Genomic DNA, 18,714 nt, shown 5'->3' with positions numbered 1-18,714 from the left:
AGGGCATGGCTGTGGGATGAGCAGGACAACCCATTCCCTTGCGCGCGGCGACCTGCCGGGCATCCTGTGGATGCTGACGGCGGGGCTGTGCTTCGTCGCGGTCAACGGCACGGTGCGCTGGCTGGGGCAGGCGCTGCCGGCGGCGGAGGGCGCCTTCATCCGCTTCGCCTTTGGCTTGCTGTTCCTGGTCCCGGCGCTGGCGCCGGCGCTGCGGCAGGGCTTCGCCCCGCGCATCTGGGCGCTTTTCGCGCTGCGCGGCGGGCTGCATGTGCTGGCGGTGATCCTGTGGTTCTATGCCATGGCCCGCATCACCGTGGCCGAGGTCACCGCCATCGGCTTTCTCAACCCGGTCGTGGTTACGCTGGGCGCGGCACTGCTGATGGGTGAGCGGATCTCGTGGCGGCGCGGGCTGGCCATCGCCGTGGCGCTGGCGGGGGCGATGATCGTGCTGCGGCCCGGCATCCGCGCGCTGGAGCCGGGCCACCTGGCGCAGCTGGGCGCCGCGGTGATCTTTGGCGGCTCCTACCTGGTGGCCAAGCGGCTGTCGGAGCTGGTGCCGGCCTCGGTCGTGGTGGCGATGATGTCGCTGACGGTCTGCATCGGCCTGGCGCCGGTCGCGGCGCTGGTCTGGGTGCCGCCGACGCTGGCGCAATGCGCGGTGCTGGCCTGCACCGCCTTTTTCGCCACCGCGGGGCATTACGCGATGACGCGTGCCTTTGCCGCCGCGCCCCTGACGGTGACGCAGCCCGTCACCCTGCTGCAGCTGATCTGGGCCAGCCTGCTGGGCGCGCTGGTCTTTGCCGAGCCGGTCGACCTGTGGGTGCTGATTGGCGGCGCCATCATGATCGGCGCGATCAGCTATATCACCTGGCGCGAGGCGCGGCTGCGGCGCCCCACCATCACCCCGCCGGCCGAGGCGACGCGGGAAAGCTAGGCCGGCTGTTCCAGCGCGCCGCCGGCCTGGCCGCGCCGCACCACCAGGCGCGACATGATGCCCTGGCGCGTCACCCGGCCGCCGCCCTGCAGGGGCAGCATCTCGGCGCCGGTTTCGGTCATGGCCCGGATGACCTCGCGCACCGGGGTCTGGCGGTCGATGGGGAGGCCCGCGGCCTCGCCCGGTTCGGCCATGTCCTCGGCCCGCAGCACCGCCAGCGGGTTCATGTGGGCGACGAAATCCTCGACATAGGCATTCGCCGGATGGGCGATGATCTCGCGCGCGGTGCCGACCTGGACGATGCGGCCGCCCTCCATCAGCGCGATGCGGTTGCCGATGCGGAACGCCTCGTCGAGGTCGTGGCTGACGAAGATGATGGTGCGGCGGAACCGCTGCTGCAATTCCAGCAGTTCGTCCTGCAGCCGGTTGCGGATCAGCGGGTCCAGCGCCGAGAAGGGCTCGTCCATCAAGAGGATCGGCGCCTCGGTGGCGAAGGCGCGCGCCAGGCCCACGCGCTGCTGCATGCCGCCCGACAGGTCGCCCACCTTGCGCTCGGCCCAATCGGCCAGGCCGACGGTGGCCAGCTGCGCGTCGACGCGGCGGCGCCGTTCGGCCGCGGGAATGCCGGCCAGTTCCAGTCCCAGCCCGACGTTCTCGCGCACCGAGCGCCAGGGCAGCAGGCCGAATTGCTGGAAAACCATGGCGATGCATTCGCGGCGCAGCCGGCGCAGCTCGGTGCCCGAGGCCTTGGTCACCGAGGCCATGGCCTTGCCGTCCCAGATCCGCACCTCGCCCCGGCAGACCGGGTTGAGCCCGTTCACCGCCCGCAAGAGCGTGGACTTGCCCGAGCCGGAAAGGCCCATCAGCACCAGGATCTCGCCCTCGCGCACGGTCAGCGAGCAGTCGTGGACGCCCAGAACCTGGCCGGTCTCGGCCTTGATCGGGCCGCGCTCCAGGCCCTGGTCCATCAGCGGCAGCGCGGCCTGGGGCGCGTCGCCGAAGACGATGTTCACCTTGTCGAACTCGACCGCGTTATGCGCGGCTTGCCTGGCCTCAGTCATGGCGCCCCCTGACCCGCAGCATCCGGTCCAGCATGATGGCGACCACCACGATGATGAAGCCGCTTTCGAATCCCAGCGCCGTGTTCACGCTGTTCAGCGCCCGCACCACCGGCACGCCCAGCCCCGAGGCGCCGACCAGCGCCGCGATGACGACCATGGACAGCGACAGCATGATGGTCTGGTTCAGCCCGGCCATGATCTGCGGCGTGGCGCTTGGCAGTTCGACCTTCCACAGCAGTTGGCGCGGGGTGGCGCCGAAGGCGGTGGCGGCCTCGACCAGCGCCCGGGGCGTCGAGGAGATGCCCAGATGCGTCAGCCGGATCGGCGCCGGCAGCACGAAGATCACCGTGGCGATCAGGCCGGGCACCATGCCGATGCCGAAAAAGACGATGGCCGGGATCAGGTAGACGAAGGTCGGCAGCGTCTGCATCAGGTCCAGCACCGGCCGCATCCAGGCGTAAAGCCGCGGCCGGTGCGCGGCGGCGATGCCCATGGGCACGCCGATCGCCATGCAGACGACGCAGGCGGCAAGCACCAGGGTCAGGGACTGCATGGTCTCTTTCCAATAGCCCTGGTTGAGGATGAACAGGAAACCCAGCGCGACCAGCAGGCAGGTCTTCCAGCTGCGCTGCAAGGCCCAGGTCAGGGCCACGGCCAGCAGGGTGAAGACCAGCGGATGCGGGAATTCCAGCAGCTTCAGAATGCCGCCGATCAGCCCCTCCATCAGCCGCGAGATGGCGTTGAAGACCACGGCGGCATGGGCGTTGAGCCAGTCGAAGATCGCCTTGGCGGTCCGGCCCACCGGGATCTTGGTCCCCGTCAGGAATGCGGTCAGTTGGTCCATGCGTCCCTTTCTTTCTGCCGTGCGGGATCGTCGGGTCTGTGGGGCGGCCTTGCGCCGAAGGGTCGGAGCGCGGCACGGCCCGGACATGCCGTCCCGGCCAGGGTAGAGAAAACCGTCCCATGAGCTAGGCGGTGCGGGCAGGGGCGTCCCCGCCCGCCCGGCGCTTGTTCGGCCCCTATTCGGACAGCACCTTGTCCAGCGCAGCCTGCGCATCGCCGCCATCGGCGGCGGTGACGCCCGCGATCCAGGGCTGGGCCGCTTCCGGGTTGGTGCGGAGCCATTTCAGCGCCGCATCGGCCGGCTGCATGCCGTCGTTCAGGATCAGGCCCATGACCTCGTTCTCCATGGGCAGGCTGAATTCCAGGTTTTGCAGGAACTTGCCGACATTCGGGCAGGCCTCGGCATAGCCGGCGCGGGTATTGGTATCGACGCGCGCGCCGCCGAAATCGGGGCCAAAGACCTCGTCGCCGCCGGCCAGGTAGGTCATTTGGAACTGGCTGTTCATCGGATGCGGCTCCCAGCCCAGGAAGACCACCGGCTTGCCGGCGGCGTCGGCGCGCGCGACCTGCGCAAGCATGCCCTGTTCGCTGCTTTCCACGACCTCGAAGGTGCCGAGGTCGAACTTGTTCTCGGCCACCATCTCCAGGAGCAGGCGGTTGCCGTCATTGCCCGGCTCGATGCCGTAGATCTTGCCCTCCAGTGCATCCTTGTGCCCGGCGATCTTGCCGAAATCGTCGATGCCCAGCTCGGCGCCGGCCTTGTTCGTCGCCAGCGTGTATTTCGCCCCGGTCAGGTTGGTGCGCAGGATGTCCACGGTGCCCGCCTCGCGATAGGGGGCGATGTCGGCCTCCATCGTCGGCATCCAGTTGCCCAGGAACACGTCCACGTCGTCGGTGGAAAGCGCGGTATAGGTCACCGGCACCGACAGGATCTTGGTTTCGGTCTGGTATCCCAGCGCCCCCAGCACGGTCGAGGCCAGCGCGGTGGTGGCGCTGATGTCGGACCAGCCCACATCCGAAAAGACGACCTTGCGGCACTCCATCGGCTCTTGTGCCGCAGCGATGCTGGCCGTGGCGAGCGAGGCGACCAGCCCGGCGGCAAGAGCTGCAGCGGTGCGGCGAAATGTCATCTTTATCTCCCTGGTTCGTTGACGGGTGCGTTGATTAAGGCTTTCATTGATTGACGAGTCAATCAATGATCTGCCAGATACGGGTCTCTTGCACGAAATTTTCCAACGGAATTGCACCATGGTGTCCTGTCATGCCCAAGCTTGGCGCTGAACCTATCCGAAAAGCGGCGCTGATCAACGCCGCGATTGCCACAGTGGGCCGGGCGGGCTCGCTGGACGTGACCGTGGCGCAGATTGCGCGCGAGGCGGGCATGTCCTCGGCGCTCGCGCATCACTATTTCGGCTCGAAGGAGCGGATCTTCCTGGCGGCGATGCGGCATATCCTGGCACAATACGGTGCCTCGACCCGCGCCGCGCTGCGGGGCGCGGAAACGCCGCAGGAGCGGCTCAGCGCCATCATCGCCGCCAGTTTCGACGGTGCGAATTTCGAACATGATACCATCGCCGCCTGGCTGAACTTCTATGCGCTGGCGCTGGTCGAGCCCGAGGCGGCGCGGCTGCTGCGGGTCTATCACCGCCGGCTCGCCTCGAACCTGCTGACGGCCCTGCGGCCGCTGGCCGGGGCGGGGGCCGAGCGCATCGCCCGCACGCTGGGGGCGCTGATCGACGGGCTTTACCTGCGCGCGGCGCTGTCCAACGAGGCCGATGCCGCCGCCGCCGAACGAACCACGCTGGATTATCTGGAGAAGGTGCTGCCATGAGCCATGACGCGCAACCGCAGGCGAGCCTTTACATCGACGGCGCCTTCGTCGAGGGCGAGGGCGAGTCCTTGCCGGTGCATTACCCCTATACCGGCGAGGTCATCGCGCATCTGCGCGCGGCGGCCCGCGACCAGGTGACGCGCGCCACCGCCGCCGCCGCCGCCGCGCAACCCGCCTGGGCGGCAGCTCGACCGGTCGAGCGCGGCCGGGTGCTGGTCCGGGCGGCGCAGATCATCCGCGAGCGGGCCGAGGAACTGGCGCGGCTCGAAACTCTGGATACCGGCAAGCCGATCCAGGAGACGCGGGTGGCCGACTGGCCCTCGGGCGCTGATGCATTGGAATATTTCGGCGGGCTGGCGCCGACCGTCACCGGGCAGGCGATCCCGCTGGGCGGCGATTTCGTCTATACCATCCGCGAGGCACTGGGGGTCTGCGCCGGCATCGGTGCCTGGAACTATCCCAGCCAGATCGCCTGCTGGAAGGCGGCGCCGGCCTTGGCCATGGGCAATGCCATGGTCTTCAAGCCCAGCGAGGAAACCCCGCTGGGCGCGCTGAAGCTGGCCGAGATCCTGGCCGAGGCCGGGCTGCCGCCGGGCATCTTCAACGTGGTGCAGGGGCGGGCCGAGGTCGGCGCGGCGCTGGTCACGGATCCGCGGGTCGCCAAGGTCTCGCTGACCGGCTCGGTCGCGACCGGGCAAAGGGTCTATGCCGCGGCGGCCGAGGGCATGCGGCATGTCACCATGGAACTGGGCGGCAAATCGCCGCTGATCGTCTTCGACGATGCCTCGCTGGACGATGCGGTCGGCGCGGCGATGCTGGCGAATTTCTATTCCTCGGGGCAGATCTGCTCGAACGGCACCCGTGTCTTCGTGCAGCAGGGCATCCTGCCCGCCTTCCTCGACCGGCTGGCCGAGCGGGTGGCCCGGATCAGGATCGGCGATCCGCTGGACGAGGCGACCCAGCACGGTCCCATCGTCAGCCCGGGCCAGGCGGCGAAGATCCGCGAGGCCATCGCCCGCGGCTGCGCCGAGGGCGCGCGGCTGGTCTGCGGCGGGCCGGGCGAGGGCGCCTTTGTCCCGCCCACGGTCTTTGCCGATGCCTCGGATGACATGTGGATCGTGCGCGAGGAGATCTTCGGCCCGGTCATGTCGGTGCTGGGCTTCGCGACCGAAAAGGAGGCGGTCGAGCGCGCCAATGCCTCGCCCTACGGGCTGGCGGCGGGGGTGTTCACCCGCGACCTGGCGCGCGGCCACCGGGTCGCGGCCGCCCTGCAGGCCGGCACCACCTGGATCAATGCCTATAACCTGACCCCGGTCGAGGCGCCCTTCGGCGGCGTCAAGCTGTCGGGGATCGGGCGCGAGAACTCGGCCGCGGCCATAGAGCATTATTCGCAGCTGAAATCGGTCTATGTCGGCATGGGAGGGGTCGATGCACCCTATTGATCGGCGTGGCGCCCGCGGCGCGGTGGGCATGGGTATTGGGAAAACGGAAAGAGCCGCGGCGGCGGCGCAGGGGGGGCAGGCGTGATCCCGGATTATGTGATCGTGGGCGCCGGCTCGGCCGGTTGCGCGCTGGCTTACCGGCTGGTGATGGCCGGCAAGCGGGTGGACATCGTCGAATATGGCGGCAGCGATGTCGGGCCCTTCATCCAGATGCCGGCGGCGCTGTCCTATCCGATGAACATGCGCCGCTATGACTGGGGGTTTTCGTCCGAGCCCGAGCCGCATCTGGGCGGTCGGCGGCTGGTGACGCCGCGTGGCAAGGTGGTCGGCGGCTCGTCCTCGATCAACGGCATGGTCTTCGTGCGCGGCCATGCCCGGGATTTCGACTTCTGGGCGGAAAGCGGCGCCGACGGCTGGGCCTATGCCGACGTGCTGCCCTATTTCAAGCGCATGGAGACCTCGCATGGCGCGGTCAGCGACTATCGCGGCACCGAGGGGCCGCTGCATGTGACCCGCGGCTCGCGCAAGAACCCGCTGTTCAACGCCTTTATCCGGGCCGGGCGCGAGGCCGGCTATCCGACCACCGAGGATTACAACGGCGCCCGGCAGGAGGGTTTCGGCGCCATGGAGGCGACGATCTGGGAAGGCCGGCGCTGGTCGGCCGCCAATGCCTATCTGCGCCCGGCCCAGGCGACCGGCCGGCTGCGGCTGCGCCGCGGACTGGCGCGGCGCGTGGTCTTCGAGGATGGCCGCGCGGTCGGCGTCGAGGTTCGAAATACCCGTGGCGTCAACGTGTTCCGAGCGAAACATGAGGTGATTCTTTCGGCAAGCTCGATCAACACGCCGAAGCTGCTGATGCTCTCGGGGATCGGCCCGGCGGACCATCTGCGCGAACATGGCATCGAGGTCCGGGCGGACCGGCCTGGCGTGGGCGCCAATCTCCAGGACCACCTGGAGATCTACATGCAATATACCGCGACCCAGCCGGTCACGCTTTACAAGCACTGGAACCTGTGGGGAAAGGGCTCGATCGGGGCGCAATGGCTGGCGACCGGGACGGGCCTGGGCGCCTCGAACCAGTTCGAGAGTTGCGGCTTCATCCGCTCGGCCGCGGGCGTGGAATATCCCGACATCCAGTATCACTTCCTGCCCTTGGCCGTGCGCTATGACGGCCGGGCGGCGGCCGAGGGGCATGGCTTCCAGGTCCATGTCGGGCCGATGCGCTCGAAATCGCGCGGCACGGTGCGGCTGCAATCCGCCGATCCCAAGCAGGCGCCCGAGATCCGCTTCAACTACATGTCGCACCCGGATGACTGGGCCGAGTTCCGCGCCTGCGTGCGGCTGACGCGCGAGATCTTCGCCCAGCCGGCCTTTGCCGCCTACAAGGGCCACGAGATCCAGCCCGGCGAGGGCGTCGTAAGCGACGATCAGATCGACGCCTTCGTCCGCGACCATGCCGAATCGGCCTTTCACCCCTGCGGCACGGCGCGGATGGGCGCGGTGGACGACCCCTTGGCGGTGGTGGACCCGGAACTGCGGGTGATCGGGGTCGAGGGGCTGCGCGTCGCCGACAGCTCGGTCTTTCCGCGCATCACCAATGGCAACCTGAACGCGCCCTCGATCATGACCGGCGAGAAGGCCGCCGATCATATCCTGGGCCAGGGCATGCTGGCGCCGCTGAACCTGGGCCCGGAAATGGCGCCGGATTGGCAGATCGCCCAGCGTTCCGCCTAGTTCAGGGCTTCCTCGGGGTTTTCAGCAGGTCGGCAAGCCCGGCGAAGGGCTTGCGGATCCCCTCCTCGGGCGCGGTTTCGGGGGCGTCGAGCGCCGCCCCCTCGGCGCGCGGGTAAAGCGGCAGCGCCAGGGCCAGCGCCTCGGTCATGATCGCCTCGATGTCGATGAACTGGCCCAGGGGCTCCAGATCCTCGTCGGGCATCTCGACCTCGTCGCCTTCGGGGGTGCCGGCATGGGGCGAGAAGACGCGGTGCAGGGTTTCGCGCAATTCGGTCTCGACCGGGGCCAGCGTCACCACGCAGGGCTGCACGACGCGGGCCGAAAGCGTCCCCGTCACCTCCCAGGCGTCGCTGGCCACGGCGCGGATGCGGCCGGAAAAACCCAGCCGGGGCAGGGCGATCAGCCCCAGTTCCGCCGCCAGCGCCCGGCGGGCGGGCGCGGCGGGGGCCAGCGCGAAATCGGTCGGCTGGCGCGGGTTCAGATGGGCCACCCGGAACCGGGTCTGCGGGGCTTTGGAATCGGTCATCGGTGGCCTTTCGCGGGCAAAACCGCCCTTGGTCTGGATATTCTTGAGCGTGGGGCATGAGTTTGCTAAGCCGGTCGCGCGGCGTCAACAGGCGCGTAAGAGGGCAGAGAGAAGATGAAGATTTCCCGGCGGCAGCTTATGGCTTTTGCACTGACCGCATCTCTGGGCCTTTCCGCCTGCCAGGCCACCTATCGCAACCACGGCTATATCCCGCCCCAGGAGCAATTGGCCCAAGTGGTCGTCGGCCAGACCTCGCAATCCGATCTCGAGGGGCTGATCGGCCGGCCCTCGGCGCAGGGGCTTCTGACCGGCTCGGCCTGGTATTACGTGGGGTCGCGCTGGCAGTTCTATGGCCCGCGCGAGCCGCGCGAGGTCGACCGCCAGGTGGTCGCCATCAGCTTTTCCGACAGCGGCGTGGTCAGCAATATCGAGCGCTTCGGGCTGGAGCGGGGACAGGTGGTGGTGCTGTCGCGCCGCGTGACCGATACCGGTGTGACCAGCCTGGGCCTGATCCGCCAGCTTCTGGGCAATGTCGGCCGCGTGCAGGCTGGGGATTTCCTGGGCGATTGACAGGAACCGGGCGCCCACCGGCGCCCTTTTCCGTTTCAGCCGGGTTCCGGTACGAAGCGCAGCGCCACGCCGTTGATGCAATAGCGCAGCCCCGTCGGCGGCGGACCGTCGGGAAAGACATGGCCCAGATGCGCGTCGCAGCGGTGGCAGCGCACCTCGGTGCGGATCATGCCGTGGCTGGTGTCGCGATGCTCGTCGATCTGGCCCGCCGGGCTGGGGCGGGAAAAGCTGGGCCAGCCGCAATGGCTTTCGAACTTGGCGTCGCCCTCGAACAGCCGCGCGCCGCAGCAGGCGCATTCGTAATGCCCCGGTCCCTGCGGAAAGCCCGGATGCGAGAACGGCCGCTCGGTCCCTGCCTGCCGGGTCACGCGATAGGTTTCGGGGTCCAGCTCTGCCTGCCACTCCGCGTCGCTCTTGATGATCCGTTCCGACATCTTGGCCCTTCAATCCTGCCATGCTGCTGTTACAAGATAGGCGCAGAACGGTTGTTAACAAGTCGGAGCGGGGCCGGTTCACGGGCCGGGCGGGAACGCCATGATGTTACTCAACAAGGGCCGCTACCAGGTCGGCTTTGCCGAAGGCGCAGCCGAGATCCGCGAGGCGCAGCGCCTGCGCTGGCTTTGCTTTCTGGGCCGGCGCGGCGATGGCGGGGGCGCATCGCTGCTGGATGCCGACGATTACGACGACCGTTGCAGCCATGTGCTGATTCGCGACAAGGCCGGCGGCGGGCTGGTCGCCTGCTTCCGCATGCTCACCCTGTCCGGCGGGGCCGAGATCGGCGACAGCTATTCGGCGCGCTACTATAACCTGTCGCGGCTGCGCGATTTCCGCGGCCCGATGGTCGAGATCGGCCGCTTCTGCATCCACCCGCAATGGCGCGACCCCGACATCCTACGCCTGGCCTGGGGCGCGCTGGCCCGGCATGTCGACGACGCGCGCATCGAGATGCTGTTCGGCTGCTCCAGCTTTGCCGGCACCGACATCCACGGCTACGAGGATGCCTTCGCCATGCTGCGCGAGCGGCACCTGGCGCCGAAACGCTGGCTGCCGCGGGTCAAGGCACCGCAGGTCTTTCGCTTTGCCCGCGCGCTGCGGCTGCGCCAGGCGGATCCGCGCCGGGCGATGGCGGCGATGCCGCCGCTTTTGCGCTCCTACCTCGCCATGGGGGGCTGGGTCAGCGATCATGCGGTGGTGGACCGGCAGATGGATACCTTGCATGTCTTCACCGGGCTGGAGATCGGGGCCATTCCCCCGGAACGGGCGAAACTGTTGCGCGCGGCCGGGGCGTAAGGGCGGCTTTGCATCCGCCGGCGAAACCCCCTATCTGCGCAGGCATGAGCGACAGATTCCATTTCACCGTCCAGGCCACCGACGGCCGCGCCCGCAGCGGCGTGATCCAGACGCCGCGGGGCGAGATCCGCACCCCCGCCTTCATGCCGGTGGGCACCGCCGCCACGGTCAAGGCCATGCTGCCCGAATCGGTGCGCGCCACCGGTGCCGACATCCTCTTGGGCAATACCTATCACCTGATGCTGCGGCCGGGTGCCGAGCGCATCGCCCGGCTGGGCGGGCTGCACAGGTTCATGAACTGGCCGCGGCCGATCCTGACCGATTCGGGCGGTTTCCAGGTCATGTCGCTGTCCAGCCTGCGCAAGCTGACCGAGGAAGGCGTGACCTTCTCCAGCCATGTCGACGGCTCCAAGCACCACCTCTCGCCCGAGACCAGCATGGAGATCCAGCGCCTGCTGGGCTCGGACATCGTCATGGCCTTCGACGAATGCCCGGCGCTGCCCGCCTCCGAGGAGGTGGTGGCGAAATCCATGCGCATGTCGATGCGCTGGGCGCAGCGCAGCCGCGACGCCTTCGGCGACCGGCCCGGCCACGCGCTGTTCGGCATCATGCAGGGCGGCGTCACCCGCGAGCTGCGCGAGGAATCGGCCGAGGCGCTGAAGGCGATCGGCTTCGACGGCTATGCCATCGGCGGGCTGGCCGTGGGCGAGGGGCAGGAGGCGATGTTCGGCGTGCTGGACTATGCGCCCGGCTTTCTGCCGCAGGACAGGCCGCGCTACCTGATGGGCGTGGGCAAGCCCGACGACATCGTCGGCGCGGTCCTGCGCGGCGTGGACATGATGGATTGCGTGCTGCCCTCGCGCTCGGGTCGCACGGGGCAGGCCTGGACCCGGCGCGGGCAGGTCAACATCAAGAACGCGCGCCATGCCGACGATCCGCGTCCGCTGGACGAGCATTGCACCTGCCCGGCCTGCGCCGGCTACAGCCGCGCCTATCTGCACCACGTCTTCCGCGCCGGCGAAATGATCTCGGGCATGCTGCTGACCTGGCACAACCTGCATTACTTCCAGGAACTGATGGCCGGGCTGCGTGACGCCATCGCGAGCGGCACCCTGGCCGGTTTCGTTGCCCGATTCGAGGCAATGCGGGCACAGGGCGACATCGAACCGCTCTGAAACGCCGGGTCGTGCCTTGAATTTCGGCGAACCTTCGATAATCCCCAAGGGAATCGCCGGCGGAAGGACCGCCCCCCGAAGGAACCCTATGCCCGCAAAAGCCACGAACGATCAAAAGCCCGAGATCCGCACCCTGACCACCACGGCCGAACTGGCCGAGTTCTGCGCCCTGGCCAAGGCCCAGCCCTATGTCACGCTCGACACCGAGTTCCTGCGCGAGCGGACCTATTATTCCCGGCTATGCCTGATCCAGGCGGCGTTGCCGCCGGCCTCGGCCGCGAAGGCGCCGGGCGGCTCTGCCGTGCTGATCGACCCGCTGGTCGAGGGGCTGTCGCTCGAACCGCTCTACGACCTTTTCCGCCACAAGGCGACGGTCAAGGTCTTCCACGCCGCGCGGCAGGATCTGGAGATCTTCTTCCACGACGCGGGCGTGATGCCTGACCCGCTGTTCGACACCCAGATCGCCGCCATGGTCTGCGGCTTCGGCGAGCAGGTCGGCTACGAGACGCTGGTCAAGAAGATCGCCCGCCAGCCCTTGGACAAGTCCTCGCGTTTCACCGACTGGTCGCACCGGCCGCTTTCGGATGCCCAGGCCGCCTATGCGCTGGCCGACGTGACGCATCTGCGCGCGATCTACGAGTTCCTCTCGGCCCAGCTCGACAAGACCGGGCGCGCGCCCTGGCTGGCCGAGGAGGTCGCGGTGCTGCTGGACCCCGAAACCTATATCACCCGCCCCGAGGAGGCCTGGGAGCGGGTGCGCACCCGCTCCGGCTCGCCGCGCTTCCTGGCCGTGGTGCGCGAACTCGCGCGCTTCCGCGAAAGCTTTGCCCAGGAACGCGACATCCCCCGCGCCCGCGTGTTCAAGGACGATGCGCTGATCGAGCTGGCCTCGACCAAGCCGCTCTCCGAGGCCGATCTGGCCAAGTCGCGGCTGCTTCTGCGCGACGCCCGCCGGGGCGAGATCGCAAGCGGCATCCTGGCCGCGGTCAAGGCCGGGGTCGAGGCGCGCGACCTGCCCAAGCCCGCCCCCGAGGAGCCGGGCCGTCCGGGCAATGCCGCGTTGGCGGATCTGCTGCGGGTGCTGCTGAAGGCCAAGGCCGATGCGGCCGGGGTGGCGCCGCGGCTGATCGCCTCGGCCTCGGACCTGGACGCCATTGCCTCGGGCGCACGCGACCTGCCGGCGCTGCATGGCTGGCGGGCCGAGGTCTTCGGCCGCGACGCGCTGCGGCTGGCGGCGGGCGAGATCGCGCTTTCCGCCCAGGGCGGTGCGGTCAAGGTGGTGCCGGTGGCCCCTTAATTCTCGTCCGCCTCCGCCGCTTTGCGGGCGGCGGGGCTGACCACGATCCGGACCAGATACAGCACCACCAGCGCCATGGCGGTGGCCATCAGCGCCAGGCGCAAGTCGCCGGTGCCGCAGCACAGCCCGACGGCGCCGCAAAGCCACATCGAGGCGCCGGTGGTGATGCCGCGCACATTGCCCTTGTTGATGACGATCGAGCCCGCGGCCAGGAAGGCCACGCCCGCCGTCACCGCCTCGATCAGCCGCAAGGGGTCGGTGCGCTGCTGGCCCTCGCTTGCCGGGCTGAAATCGACCAGCTCCAGCGCGACCAGCGTGAAGCAGGCCGCAGCCAAGGCGATCAGCATATGGGTGCGCAGCCCGGCGGCGCGGGATTTCACCTCGCGCTCCCAGCCGATCACCCCGCCCAGCAGAACCGCCATGGTCAGCCGCAGGGCGACCACGCCGGCGGGCAGGCTCATGGGGCGCGAGAACTCGCCCGCCAGCATGTCCAGCATATTGTCACTTTCGAGACGCTTTTTCCTCGATCCCCGAACGCCCCTCGCGCCGGTCGAGTTCATTTTCCACGTCCGCAAGCGTCACGTCGCGCGCTGCCAGCATGACCAGCAGGTGATAAAGCGTATCGGCAGCCTCGGAGATCAGCCGCTCGCGGTCGCCCTTGACCGCCTCGATGATCGCTTCGACGGCCTCCTCGCCGAATTTCTCGGCGCATTTTTCGGGGCCCTTGGCCAGCAGCCTGGCGGTCCAGCTGGTCTCGGGATCGGTGCCCCTGCGCGCCGCGATGGTCTCGGCCAGGCGGTGCAGGCCGGTCTGCGCGGGGCCGCTCATGTCAGCCGCACCGGGATGCCGGCGGCGGCCAGGTGTTCCTTGGCCTCGCGCACGGTGAAGGTGCCGAAATGAAAGATCGAGGCCGCCAGCACCGCCGAGGCATGGCCTTCCAGCACGCCCTCGGCCAGGTGCTCCAGCATCCCGACCCCGCCCGAGGCGATGACCGGCACGCTCACCGCATCGGCGACGGCGCGGGTCAGCGGGATGTTGAAGCCCGACTTGGTGCCGTCGCGGTCCATGCTGGTCAGCAGGATCTCGCCCGCGCCCTTGGCGGCGACGGTGCGGGCGAATTCCACCGCGTCGATGCCGGTCGGCTTGCGGCCGCCATGGGTGAAGATCTCCCACTTTCCCGGGGCCACGGTCTTGGCGTCGATGGCGCAGACGATGCACTGACTGCCGAAACGGTCGGCAGCCTCGGCGATCACGTCGGGGTCGGCGACGGCGGCCGAGTTGAAGCTGACCTTGTCGGCACCCGCCAGCAGCAGCGCCCGCACGTCCTGGTGGCTGCGCACGCCGCCGCCGACGGTCAGCGGCACGAAGCAGGCCTCGGCGGTGCGCGTCACCAGGTCGTACATGGTGCCGCGATTCTCATGCGTGGCATGGATGTCGAGGAAACAGATCTCGTCCGCGCCGGCGGCGTCATAGGCGCGCGCCGCCTCGACCGGGTCGCCGGCATCGATCAGATCGACGAAATTCACGCCCTTGACCACGCGGCCATCGGCGACATCCAGGCAGGGGATCACACGGGTCTTCAGCATATGCCTTGTTACCTCGCCCGCCGCGCTCAGGCCAGCGCCTTCAGCGCCGCGTGAAGGTCGATGGCGCCGTCGTAAAGCGCCCGGCCCGAGATCGCCCCGGCGATGACCCCGGTGGCGCGCAGCGCCATCAGATCCTGCATCGAGGACACCCCGCCCGAGGCGATGACCGGAATGTTGACCGCCCGCGCCAAGGCCTCGGTCGCGGCGATGTTGGGGCCGGCCATGGCGCCGTCGCGGTCGATATCGGTATAGATGATCGCGGCGACGCCGGCGTCCTCGAAGCGATGCGCCAGGTCGACGGCCATCACGTCGGTCTCCTCGGCCCAGCCGCGCGTTGCCACCCGGCCGCCGCGCGCGTCGATGCCGACCGCGATCTGGCCGGGAAAGGCCATTGCCGCCTCGCGCACCAGGCCGGGCTGCTCGACCGCCACGGTGCCCAGGATCACCCGCGCCAGGCCGCGCTTCAGCCAGGCCTCGATGGTCGCCATGTCGCGGATGCCGCCGCCCAGCTGGGCCGGCACCGCGACGGCGGCCAGGATCGCCTCGACCGCGGCGGCATTCACCGGCTTGCCGGCAAATGCGCCGTTCAGGTCGACCAGATGCAGCCATTCCGCCCCGGCATCCTGGAATGCGCGGGCCTGCGCGGCGGGGTCGGTGCCGAAGACGGTCGCCGCCTCCATGTCGCCGCGCAGCAGGCGCACGCAATTGCCGTCCTTGAGGTCGATCGCGGGATAAAGGATCATCGCATCTCTCCTGATAGCGTGGCGCCCCTTTGCCACAGGCCGCGCCGATCCGAAAGGCCCCGCGCCGGCCGCTGCGACCTCACGTCAGGCTTGATCGACGGCCCGGGGCGCGCCCATCCTGCGGCCCGGACCATAACCCTGGGGAGGGGGGAATCACCATGAGGACATTGGCTCTTGCCACGCTGCTCGCGCTTGCGGGCACCACCGCGCAGGCCCAGGGCATCGGCGGCATCTTCCAGACCCAGGCCAATGACGACGGCAATGTCGGCATGGTCGAGTTCTACGACTGCGGCGGCAAGTATTGCGGCCGGCTGGTCAGAAGCTTCGACAAGGCGGGCAAGCAGATCAAGTCGCCCCATGAGGGCAAGAACATCGTCGCCGGCATGACCGACGAGGGCGGCGGCAAGTTCTCGGGCGGCACGATCTGGGATCCCGGCGCCGACAAGACCTACAAGTCGAAGATGCAGCTCGACGGCAAGACGCTGAACGTCTCGGGCTGCGTGGCGGTGTTCTGCAAGACGCAACGCTGGATCAAGGTCAAATAGCGGTCCCGGCTTCTTTCTTGTCCAAATATCCTCGGGGGTCCGGGGGCAGACAGCCCCCGGCGCCAAGGCGGCTCAGGGGCGCCAGCGCAGGAAATTGCCGATGATGCGCAGCCCCACGGCTTGCGATTTTTCGGGATGGAACTGGGTGCCGACGATATTGTCCCGCCCGACCACCGCCGTCACCGGCCCGCCGTAATCGGCGGTGGCCAGCAGATGCGCGGGATCGGCGACGCGGAACTGCCAGCCATGCACGAAATAGGCGTGATCGCCGGTGGCGATGCCGTCCAGCAGCGGGTGCGGGCGCAGCACCCTGAGGTCGTTCCAGCCCATATGCGGCACCTTCAGTCCGGGGGCGTCGATGGCGTCGATCTCGCCGCCGATCCAGCCCAGGCCGGCCGTGTCGCGATACTCATGCCCGACCTCGGCCAGCATCTGCATGCCGACACAGATGCCCATGAAGGGCACGGCGCGGGCGATCACCGCCTCGTGCAGCGCCTCGACCATGCCGGGCACGGCGTCCAGCGCCGCCCGGCAGGCCGGAAAGGCGCCGTCGCCCGGCAGCACGATGCGCTCGGCGCGGGCCACCGTCTCGGGGTCGGAGGTCACCATCACCTCGGCCCCCGCCTCGCGTCCCATCAGCGCAAAGGCCTTCTCGGCCGAATGCAGGTTGCCGCTGTCGTAATCGACCAGCGCCACCCGCATCACAGCGCCCCCTTGGTCGAGGGCAGCACGCCGGCCATGCGCGGGTCGGGCTCGACCGCCTCGCGCAGGGCGCGGGCCACGGCCTTGAAGCTGGCCTCGGCGATGTGATGGGCGTTGAGCCCGTGCAGCCGGTCCACATGCAGGGTGATGCCGCCATGGGTCGAAAGCGCCTGGAAGAACTCGCGCACCAGCTCGGTGTCGAAGCTGCCGATCTTCTGCGCCGGGAAATCCACGTTCCACACCAGATAGGGCCGCGCAGACAGGTCCAGCGCCGCGCGCACCAGCGCATCGTCCATGGCCAGGTGGAAGGCGCCGTAGCGCCGGATGCCCCGCTTGTCGCCAAGAGCCTGGGTCAGCGCCTGGCCGATGGCGATGCCGGTATCCTCGACCGTGTGGTGGTCGTCGACATGCAGGTCGCCCTGGGCGCGCACGGCCAGGTCGATCAGCGAATGCCGGGCCAGCTGGTCCAGCATGTGGTCGAAGAACCCGACGCCGGTCCGGTTGTCGTAGCGGCCGCTGCCGTCAAGGTCCAGTTCGACCTCGATCTGCGTCTCGGCCGTCTCGCGGGTGATCTTTGCGCGGCGCATCGCGTCCTCTCCTCATGCAGGCTTGCCGCCTTATAGGGTCCGTTCCGGCGGCTGAAAAGCCGATGCGGCGCCGCAGGCCCCGGCGGGAAACCCCGCCGCCTCCCGCCCGTTCTTGTCATATGGCCGGGGCAATGCGAAAAGTGGAAGGCGAGCCCCGAGGACAAGCGACCCGAAAGGATCCTGGCCGATGAGAGATGACCTGAACCTCAGCGAAAAGCGGCTGATCGCGGCGCTGGACCGGATCGACCAGTTCCTGGACCGCGCCGCGGCCCGGCAAGCCCCGCAGCCCGTTCCGGCGGATGCGGATGCCGCCTTGCAGCTGCACGAGCTCCAGGCCGAAAACCGCCGCCTTTCGCAAGAGCTTGCCGCCCTGCACGCGCGCCAGTCCGACACGCTTTCCACCTGCGAGCAGAGGCTGGCCGAGGCGCATCGGCGCCTGGTCGAGGCGGGCGAGGAGGCCGCGCGGCTCTCGGCCGCCAACGAGGCGCTGACCGAGGCAAACCGCGCGCTGATCGCGGCGCGGCAGGGGGACGGGGCACCGGACGAGGCCCGCCGCGCGCTGGAGGCCGAGATCGAATCGCTGCGCGCCGCCCGCGCTGCCGAGGTCGCGCAGATGGGCGAGATCGTCGATGCGCTGGACCGCATGATCGAAGCCCCCGCCTCCGACGCGGGCGTTTCGGGGGATACGCCGGCGCCGGGCCCGGCCGGAATGGCCGAGCATGCCGATGCGGGGCTGGACGGAGAAAGGGGCTGAACCATGGCGGAAGTGGATTTCTCGATCGGGCACAAGTCCTATACCCTGGCCTGCCAGGAGGGCGAGGAGCGGCTGCTCAAGCGCGCCGCCGGCCTGCTGGATGCCGAGGCGCGGGTGATTCTGGAGCAGGCAGGCCGGATGCCCGAGCCGCGGCTTCTGCTGCTGTCGGGGCTGATGCTGGCCGATCGGACCTCGGCGCTGGAGGATCGCCTGGCCTCGCTGGAGCGCGAACTGGCGCGGCTGAAGGCCAATCCGCAGCGCGTCGAGGTGCCGGTAGTGCCCGAAAGCCTGGGCGAGGCCATGGCCGAACTTGCCGCGCGGGCCGAGGCCTTGGCGCAGAAGGCCGAAGACCAGCTGGCGGATTGAGCGCCGGCCCCGCCGAGTGCGGAGGATATTCAGAAACGGTGAAACGGCGGGCTCGGGGCCGGGGTGCGCGCCCGTGCCCCCTTTTGGCCGGTGCGGTCCTGGCTGTATAGCGCGGGCCGACCATCCATTCAGGAGCATTCATGGAACGCCTTCTCGAACGCAGCCTTTTCGCCAGCCGCTGGATGATGGCGCCGATCTATGTCGGTCTGGCGCTGTCGCTGCTCATCCTGCTTTGGGTCTTTGCGCTGGAGCTTTGGCATCTGATCGGCATCCTGCCGGTGATGACGGTCAACGATGCGGTGCTGGGGGTGCTGGCGCTGATCGACCTGAGCCTGGCGGCGAACCTTCTGCTGATCGTGATCTTTTCCGGCTACGAGAATTTCGTCAGCCGCATGGACCTGAGCGAACACGAGGACCGGCCGGAGTGGCAGGGCGAGGTGGATTTCTCGGCGCTGAAGCTGAAGCTGGTGGCCTCGATCGTGGCGATTTCGGGCATCCACCTGCTGAAGGTGTTCATGGATGTCGGCAAATATGCCCCTGAACAGATCCGCTGGATGGTGGTGATCCACCTGGTCTTCGTGGTCTCGGGCGTGCTGCTGGCGGCGATGGACTGGATCGCGAGCCATGGCAAGACGCTGAAGAAGGCCAAGGCGTCCCAGGCCTGAACCCTTGGGCCGGCTGCGCGGCCGCATGGGTATTGGGGGAACGAAGAAGGGCAGGGCGGCGCA

The 18,714-nt window shown here is 68.9% G+C and carries 23 protein-coding genes; 12 read left to right on the top strand and 11 right to left on the bottom strand.

From position 1 onward, the window contains the following. The first annotated feature begins 16 nt into the window (after window positions 1–16). The gene (locus ACNKFW_RS17610) at window positions 17–934 is read left to right on the top strand and encodes a DMT family transporter (protein ID WP_244314464.1); all 918 of its coding nucleotides are present in this window, start codon (window positions 17–19) and stop codon (window positions 932–934) included. Here the strand turns inward: ACNKFW_RS17610 and choV are convergent. From choV to choX, 3 genes are all read right to left on the bottom strand, one after another. Then, a complete protein-coding gene (gene choV, locus ACNKFW_RS17605) occupies window positions 931–1,995 on the bottom strand; it encodes a choline ABC transporter ATP-binding protein (protein ID WP_024843297.1) in 1,065 nt (354 codons plus the stop codon). The genes ACNKFW_RS17610 and choV overlap by 4 nt on opposite strands. Continuing rightward, window positions 1,988–2,839 carry a choline ABC transporter permease subunit gene (choW, locus tag ACNKFW_RS17600; RefSeq protein WP_147428782.1) on the bottom strand — a complete coding sequence of 284 codons (852 nt, stop codon included), beginning with the start codon at window positions 2,837–2,839 and terminating at the stop codon, window positions 1,988–1,990. The genes choV and choW overlap by 8 nt, the downstream gene beginning before the upstream one ends. 175 nt (window positions 2,840–3,014) lie before the next feature. Beyond that, the gene (gene choX / locus ACNKFW_RS17595; protein WP_147428783.1) at window positions 3,015–3,968 is read right to left on the bottom strand and encodes a choline ABC transporter substrate-binding protein; all 954 of its coding nucleotides are present in this window, start codon (window positions 3,966–3,968) and stop codon (window positions 3,015–3,017) included. A gap of 131 nt (window positions 3,969–4,099) precedes the next feature. Between choX and betI the strand changes: the two genes are divergently transcribed. From betI to betA, 3 genes are all read left to right on the top strand, one after another. Then, the gene (gene betI / locus ACNKFW_RS17590; RefSeq protein WP_024843294.1) at window positions 4,100–4,669 is read left to right on the top strand and encodes a transcriptional regulator BetI; all 570 of its coding nucleotides are present in this window, start codon (window positions 4,100–4,102) and stop codon (window positions 4,667–4,669) included. Further along, window positions 4,666–6,111 carry a betaine-aldehyde dehydrogenase gene (betB, locus tag ACNKFW_RS17585; protein ID WP_147428784.1) on the top strand — a complete coding sequence of 482 codons (1,446 nt, stop codon included), beginning with the start codon at window positions 4,666–4,668 and terminating at the stop codon, window positions 6,109–6,111. The genes betI and betB overlap by 4 nt, the downstream gene beginning before the upstream one ends. Window positions 6,112–6,192: 81 nt before the next feature. Continuing rightward, window positions 6,193–7,845 (top strand): choline dehydrogenase, encoded by a 1,653-nt coding sequence (gene betA, locus ACNKFW_RS17580; protein WP_036764619.1) that lies wholly within the window; start codon window positions 6,193–6,195, stop codon window positions 7,843–7,845. 1 nt (window position 7,846) lies between these two features. On the opposite strand, the gene ACNKFW_RS17575 is transcribed toward betA, so the two are convergent. After that, window positions 7,847–8,371, bottom strand: a complete 525-nt coding sequence (locus tag ACNKFW_RS17575; protein WP_147428785.1) for a YceD family protein — start codon at window positions 8,369–8,371, stop codon at window positions 7,847–7,849. Window positions 8,372–8,509: 138 nt separating this feature from the next. On the opposite strand from ACNKFW_RS17575, the gene ACNKFW_RS17570 reads away from it, so the two are divergent. Then, window positions 8,510–8,941 carry an outer membrane protein assembly factor BamE gene (locus ACNKFW_RS17570; protein WP_024843290.1) on the top strand — a complete coding sequence of 144 codons (432 nt, stop codon included), beginning with the start codon at window positions 8,510–8,512 and terminating at the stop codon, window positions 8,939–8,941. 35 nt (window positions 8,942–8,976) lie between these two features. Here ACNKFW_RS17570 and msrB read toward each other — a convergent pair whose 3' ends face one another. Next, the gene (msrB, locus tag ACNKFW_RS17565) at window positions 8,977–9,375 is read right to left on the bottom strand and encodes a peptide-methionine (R)-S-oxide reductase MsrB (RefSeq protein ID WP_418025113.1); all 399 of its coding nucleotides are present in this window, start codon (window positions 9,373–9,375) and stop codon (window positions 8,977–8,979) included. A gap of 100 nt (window positions 9,376–9,475) precedes the next feature. Between msrB and ACNKFW_RS17560 the strand changes: the two genes are divergently transcribed. From ACNKFW_RS17560 to rnd, 3 genes are all read left to right on the top strand, one after another. After that, window positions 9,476–10,231, top strand: coding sequence for a GNAT family N-acetyltransferase (locus ACNKFW_RS17560; protein ID WP_333484467.1), 756 nt, complete (start codon window positions 9,476–9,478; stop codon window positions 10,229–10,231). Window positions 10,232–10,275: 44 nt separating this feature from the next. Beyond that, window positions 10,276–11,406 (top strand): tRNA guanosine(34) transglycosylase Tgt, encoded by a 1,131-nt coding sequence (gene tgt, locus ACNKFW_RS17555; protein ID WP_147428787.1) that lies wholly within the window; start codon window positions 10,276–10,278, stop codon window positions 11,404–11,406. Between the two features lie 124 nt (window positions 11,407–11,530). Beyond that, the gene (rnd, locus tag ACNKFW_RS17550) at window positions 11,531–12,703 is read left to right on the top strand and encodes a ribonuclease D (protein ID WP_024843286.1); all 1,173 of its coding nucleotides are present in this window, start codon (window positions 11,531–11,533) and stop codon (window positions 12,701–12,703) included. On the opposite strand, the gene ACNKFW_RS17545 is transcribed toward rnd, so the two are convergent. Genes ACNKFW_RS17545 through hisA form a run of 4 tightly spaced genes read right to left on the bottom strand, consistent with a single transcriptional unit; the run spans window position 12,700 to window position 15,032 of the window. Continuing rightward, on the bottom strand, window positions 12,700–13,200 hold the full coding sequence (locus ACNKFW_RS17545; protein WP_147428788.1) for an MgtC/SapB family protein: 501 nt from the start codon (window positions 13,198–13,200) through the stop codon (window positions 12,700–12,702). The genes rnd and ACNKFW_RS17545 overlap by 4 nt on opposite strands. Before the next feature lie 4 nt (window positions 13,201–13,204). Next, window positions 13,205–13,531 carry a phosphoribosyl-ATP diphosphatase gene (locus ACNKFW_RS17540; RefSeq protein WP_024843284.1) on the bottom strand — a complete coding sequence of 109 codons (327 nt, stop codon included), beginning with the start codon at window positions 13,529–13,531 and terminating at the stop codon, window positions 13,205–13,207. Then, on the bottom strand, window positions 13,528–14,289 hold the full coding sequence (gene hisF, locus ACNKFW_RS17535) for an imidazole glycerol phosphate synthase subunit HisF (protein WP_147428789.1): 762 nt from the start codon (window positions 14,287–14,289) through the stop codon (window positions 13,528–13,530). Before hisF ends, ACNKFW_RS17540 begins: the two co-directional genes overlap by 4 nt. A gap of 26 nt (window positions 14,290–14,315) precedes the next feature. After that, on the bottom strand, window positions 14,316–15,032 hold the full coding sequence (gene hisA / locus ACNKFW_RS17530) for a 1-(5-phosphoribosyl)-5-[(5-phosphoribosylamino)methylideneamino]imidazole-4-carboxamide isomerase (RefSeq protein ID WP_024843282.1): 717 nt from the start codon (window positions 15,030–15,032) through the stop codon (window positions 14,316–14,318). Between the two features lie 158 nt (window positions 15,033–15,190). On the opposite strand from hisA, the gene ACNKFW_RS17525 reads away from it, so the two are divergent. Beyond that, window positions 15,191–15,577, top strand: a complete 387-nt coding sequence (locus ACNKFW_RS17525) for a DUF2147 domain-containing protein (RefSeq protein WP_024843281.1) — start codon at window positions 15,191–15,193, stop codon at window positions 15,575–15,577. 72 nt (window positions 15,578–15,649) lie between these two features. On the opposite strand, the gene hisH is transcribed toward ACNKFW_RS17525, so the two are convergent. Both hisH and hisB read right to left on the bottom strand, forming a co-directional pair. Then, window positions 15,650–16,279, bottom strand: a complete 630-nt coding sequence (hisH, locus tag ACNKFW_RS17520; RefSeq protein WP_147428790.1) for an imidazole glycerol phosphate synthase subunit HisH — start codon at window positions 16,277–16,279, stop codon at window positions 15,650–15,652. After that, the gene (gene hisB / locus ACNKFW_RS17515) at window positions 16,279–16,866 is read right to left on the bottom strand and encodes an imidazoleglycerol-phosphate dehydratase HisB (protein ID WP_024843279.1); all 588 of its coding nucleotides are present in this window, start codon (window positions 16,864–16,866) and stop codon (window positions 16,279–16,281) included. The genes hisH and hisB overlap by 1 nt, the downstream gene beginning before the upstream one ends. Window positions 16,867–17,053: 187 nt before the next feature. Here hisB and ACNKFW_RS17510 point away from each other — a divergent pair, with 187 nt between their 5' ends. The 3 genes from ACNKFW_RS17510 (at window position 17,054) to ACNKFW_RS17500 (ending at window position 18,651) form a co-directional block, all read left to right on the top strand. Then, window positions 17,054–17,620, top strand: a complete 567-nt coding sequence (locus ACNKFW_RS17510; RefSeq protein ID WP_333484465.1) for a hypothetical protein — start codon at window positions 17,054–17,056, stop codon at window positions 17,618–17,620. A 3-nt stretch (window positions 17,621–17,623) separates the two neighbouring features. Continuing rightward, window positions 17,624–17,986, top strand: a complete 363-nt coding sequence (locus tag ACNKFW_RS17505) for a cell division protein ZapA (protein ID WP_024843277.1) — start codon at window positions 17,624–17,626, stop codon at window positions 17,984–17,986. A 140-nt stretch (window positions 17,987–18,126) separates the two neighbouring features. Next, window positions 18,127–18,651, top strand: coding sequence for a TIGR00645 family protein (locus ACNKFW_RS17500; RefSeq protein ID WP_024843276.1), 525 nt, complete (start codon window positions 18,127–18,129; stop codon window positions 18,649–18,651). Window positions 18,652–18,714 lie beyond the last annotated feature (63 nt).

It is taken from the genome of Paracoccus sp. TD-10 (genome assembly GCF_048270675.1).
GTDB lineage: Bacteria > Pseudomonadota > Alphaproteobacteria > Rhodobacterales > Rhodobacteraceae > Paracoccus > Paracoccus pantotrophus.
The sequence above is the reverse complement of the archived record's forward strand: the minus strand, read 5'-3'. Positions and strand labels throughout refer to the sequence as shown.

What these genes read in the sequence shown, in the direction of transcription:
- ACNKFW_RS17610 (WP_244314464.1), top strand. Translation starts at nt 17, where the DNA reads ATGAGCAGGACAACCCATTCCCTTGCGCGCGGCGACCTGCCGGGCATC.
- choV (WP_024843297.1), bottom strand. Translation starts at nt 1,995, where the DNA reads ATGACTGAGGCCAGGCAAGCCGCGCATAACGCGGTCGAGTTCGACAAG.
- choW (WP_147428782.1), bottom strand. Translation starts at nt 2,839, where the DNA reads ATGGACCAACTGACCGCATTCCTGACGGGGACCAAGATCCCGGTGGGC.
- choX (WP_147428783.1), bottom strand. Translation starts at nt 3,968, where the DNA reads ATGACATTTCGCCGCACCGCTGCAGCTCTTGCCGCCGGGCTGGTCGCC.
- betI (WP_024843294.1), top strand. Translation starts at nt 4,100, where the DNA reads ATGCCCAAGCTTGGCGCTGAACCTATCCGAAAAGCGGCGCTGATCAAC.
- betB (WP_147428784.1), top strand. Translation starts at nt 4,666, where the DNA reads ATGAGCCATGACGCGCAACCGCAGGCGAGCCTTTACATCGACGGCGCC.
- ACNKFW_RS17575 (WP_147428785.1), bottom strand. Translation starts at nt 8,371, where the DNA reads ATGACCGATTCCAAAGCCCCGCAGACCCGGTTCCGGGTGGCCCATCTG.
- ACNKFW_RS17570 (WP_024843290.1), top strand. Translation starts at nt 8,510, where the DNA reads ATGGCTTTTGCACTGACCGCATCTCTGGGCCTTTCCGCCTGCCAGGCC.
- msrB (WP_418025113.1), bottom strand. Translation starts at nt 9,375, where the DNA reads ATGTCGGAACGGATCATCAAGAGCGACGCGGAGTGGCAGGCAGAGCTG.
- ACNKFW_RS17560 (WP_333484467.1), top strand. Translation starts at nt 9,476, where the DNA reads ATGATGTTACTCAACAAGGGCCGCTACCAGGTCGGCTTTGCCGAAGGC.
- tgt (WP_147428787.1), top strand. Translation starts at nt 10,276, where the DNA reads ATGAGCGACAGATTCCATTTCACCGTCCAGGCCACCGACGGCCGCGCC.
- ACNKFW_RS17545 (WP_147428788.1), bottom strand. Translation starts at nt 13,200, where the DNA reads ATGCTGGACATGCTGGCGGGCGAGTTCTCGCGCCCCATGAGCCTGCCC.
- ACNKFW_RS17540 (WP_024843284.1), bottom strand. Translation starts at nt 13,531, where the DNA reads ATGAGCGGCCCCGCGCAGACCGGCCTGCACCGCCTGGCCGAGACCATC.
- hisF (WP_147428789.1), bottom strand. Translation starts at nt 14,289, where the DNA reads ATGCTGAAGACCCGTGTGATCCCCTGCCTGGATGTCGCCGATGGCCGC.
- hisA (WP_024843282.1), bottom strand. Translation starts at nt 15,032, where the DNA reads ATGATCCTTTATCCCGCGATCGACCTCAAGGACGGCAATTGCGTGCGC.
- ACNKFW_RS17525 (WP_024843281.1), top strand. Translation starts at nt 15,191, where the DNA reads ATGAGGACATTGGCTCTTGCCACGCTGCTCGCGCTTGCGGGCACCACC.
- hisH (WP_147428790.1), bottom strand. Translation starts at nt 16,279, where the DNA reads ATGCGGGTGGCGCTGGTCGATTACGACAGCGGCAACCTGCATTCGGCC.
- hisB (WP_024843279.1), bottom strand. Translation starts at nt 16,866, where the DNA reads ATGCGCCGCGCAAAGATCACCCGCGAGACGGCCGAGACGCAGATCGAG.
- ACNKFW_RS17510 (WP_333484465.1), top strand. Translation starts at nt 17,054, where the DNA reads ATGAGAGATGACCTGAACCTCAGCGAAAAGCGGCTGATCGCGGCGCTG.
- ACNKFW_RS17505 (WP_024843277.1), top strand. Translation starts at nt 17,624, where the DNA reads ATGGCGGAAGTGGATTTCTCGATCGGGCACAAGTCCTATACCCTGGCC.
- ACNKFW_RS17500 (WP_024843276.1), top strand. Translation starts at nt 18,127, where the DNA reads ATGGAACGCCTTCTCGAACGCAGCCTTTTCGCCAGCCGCTGGATGATG.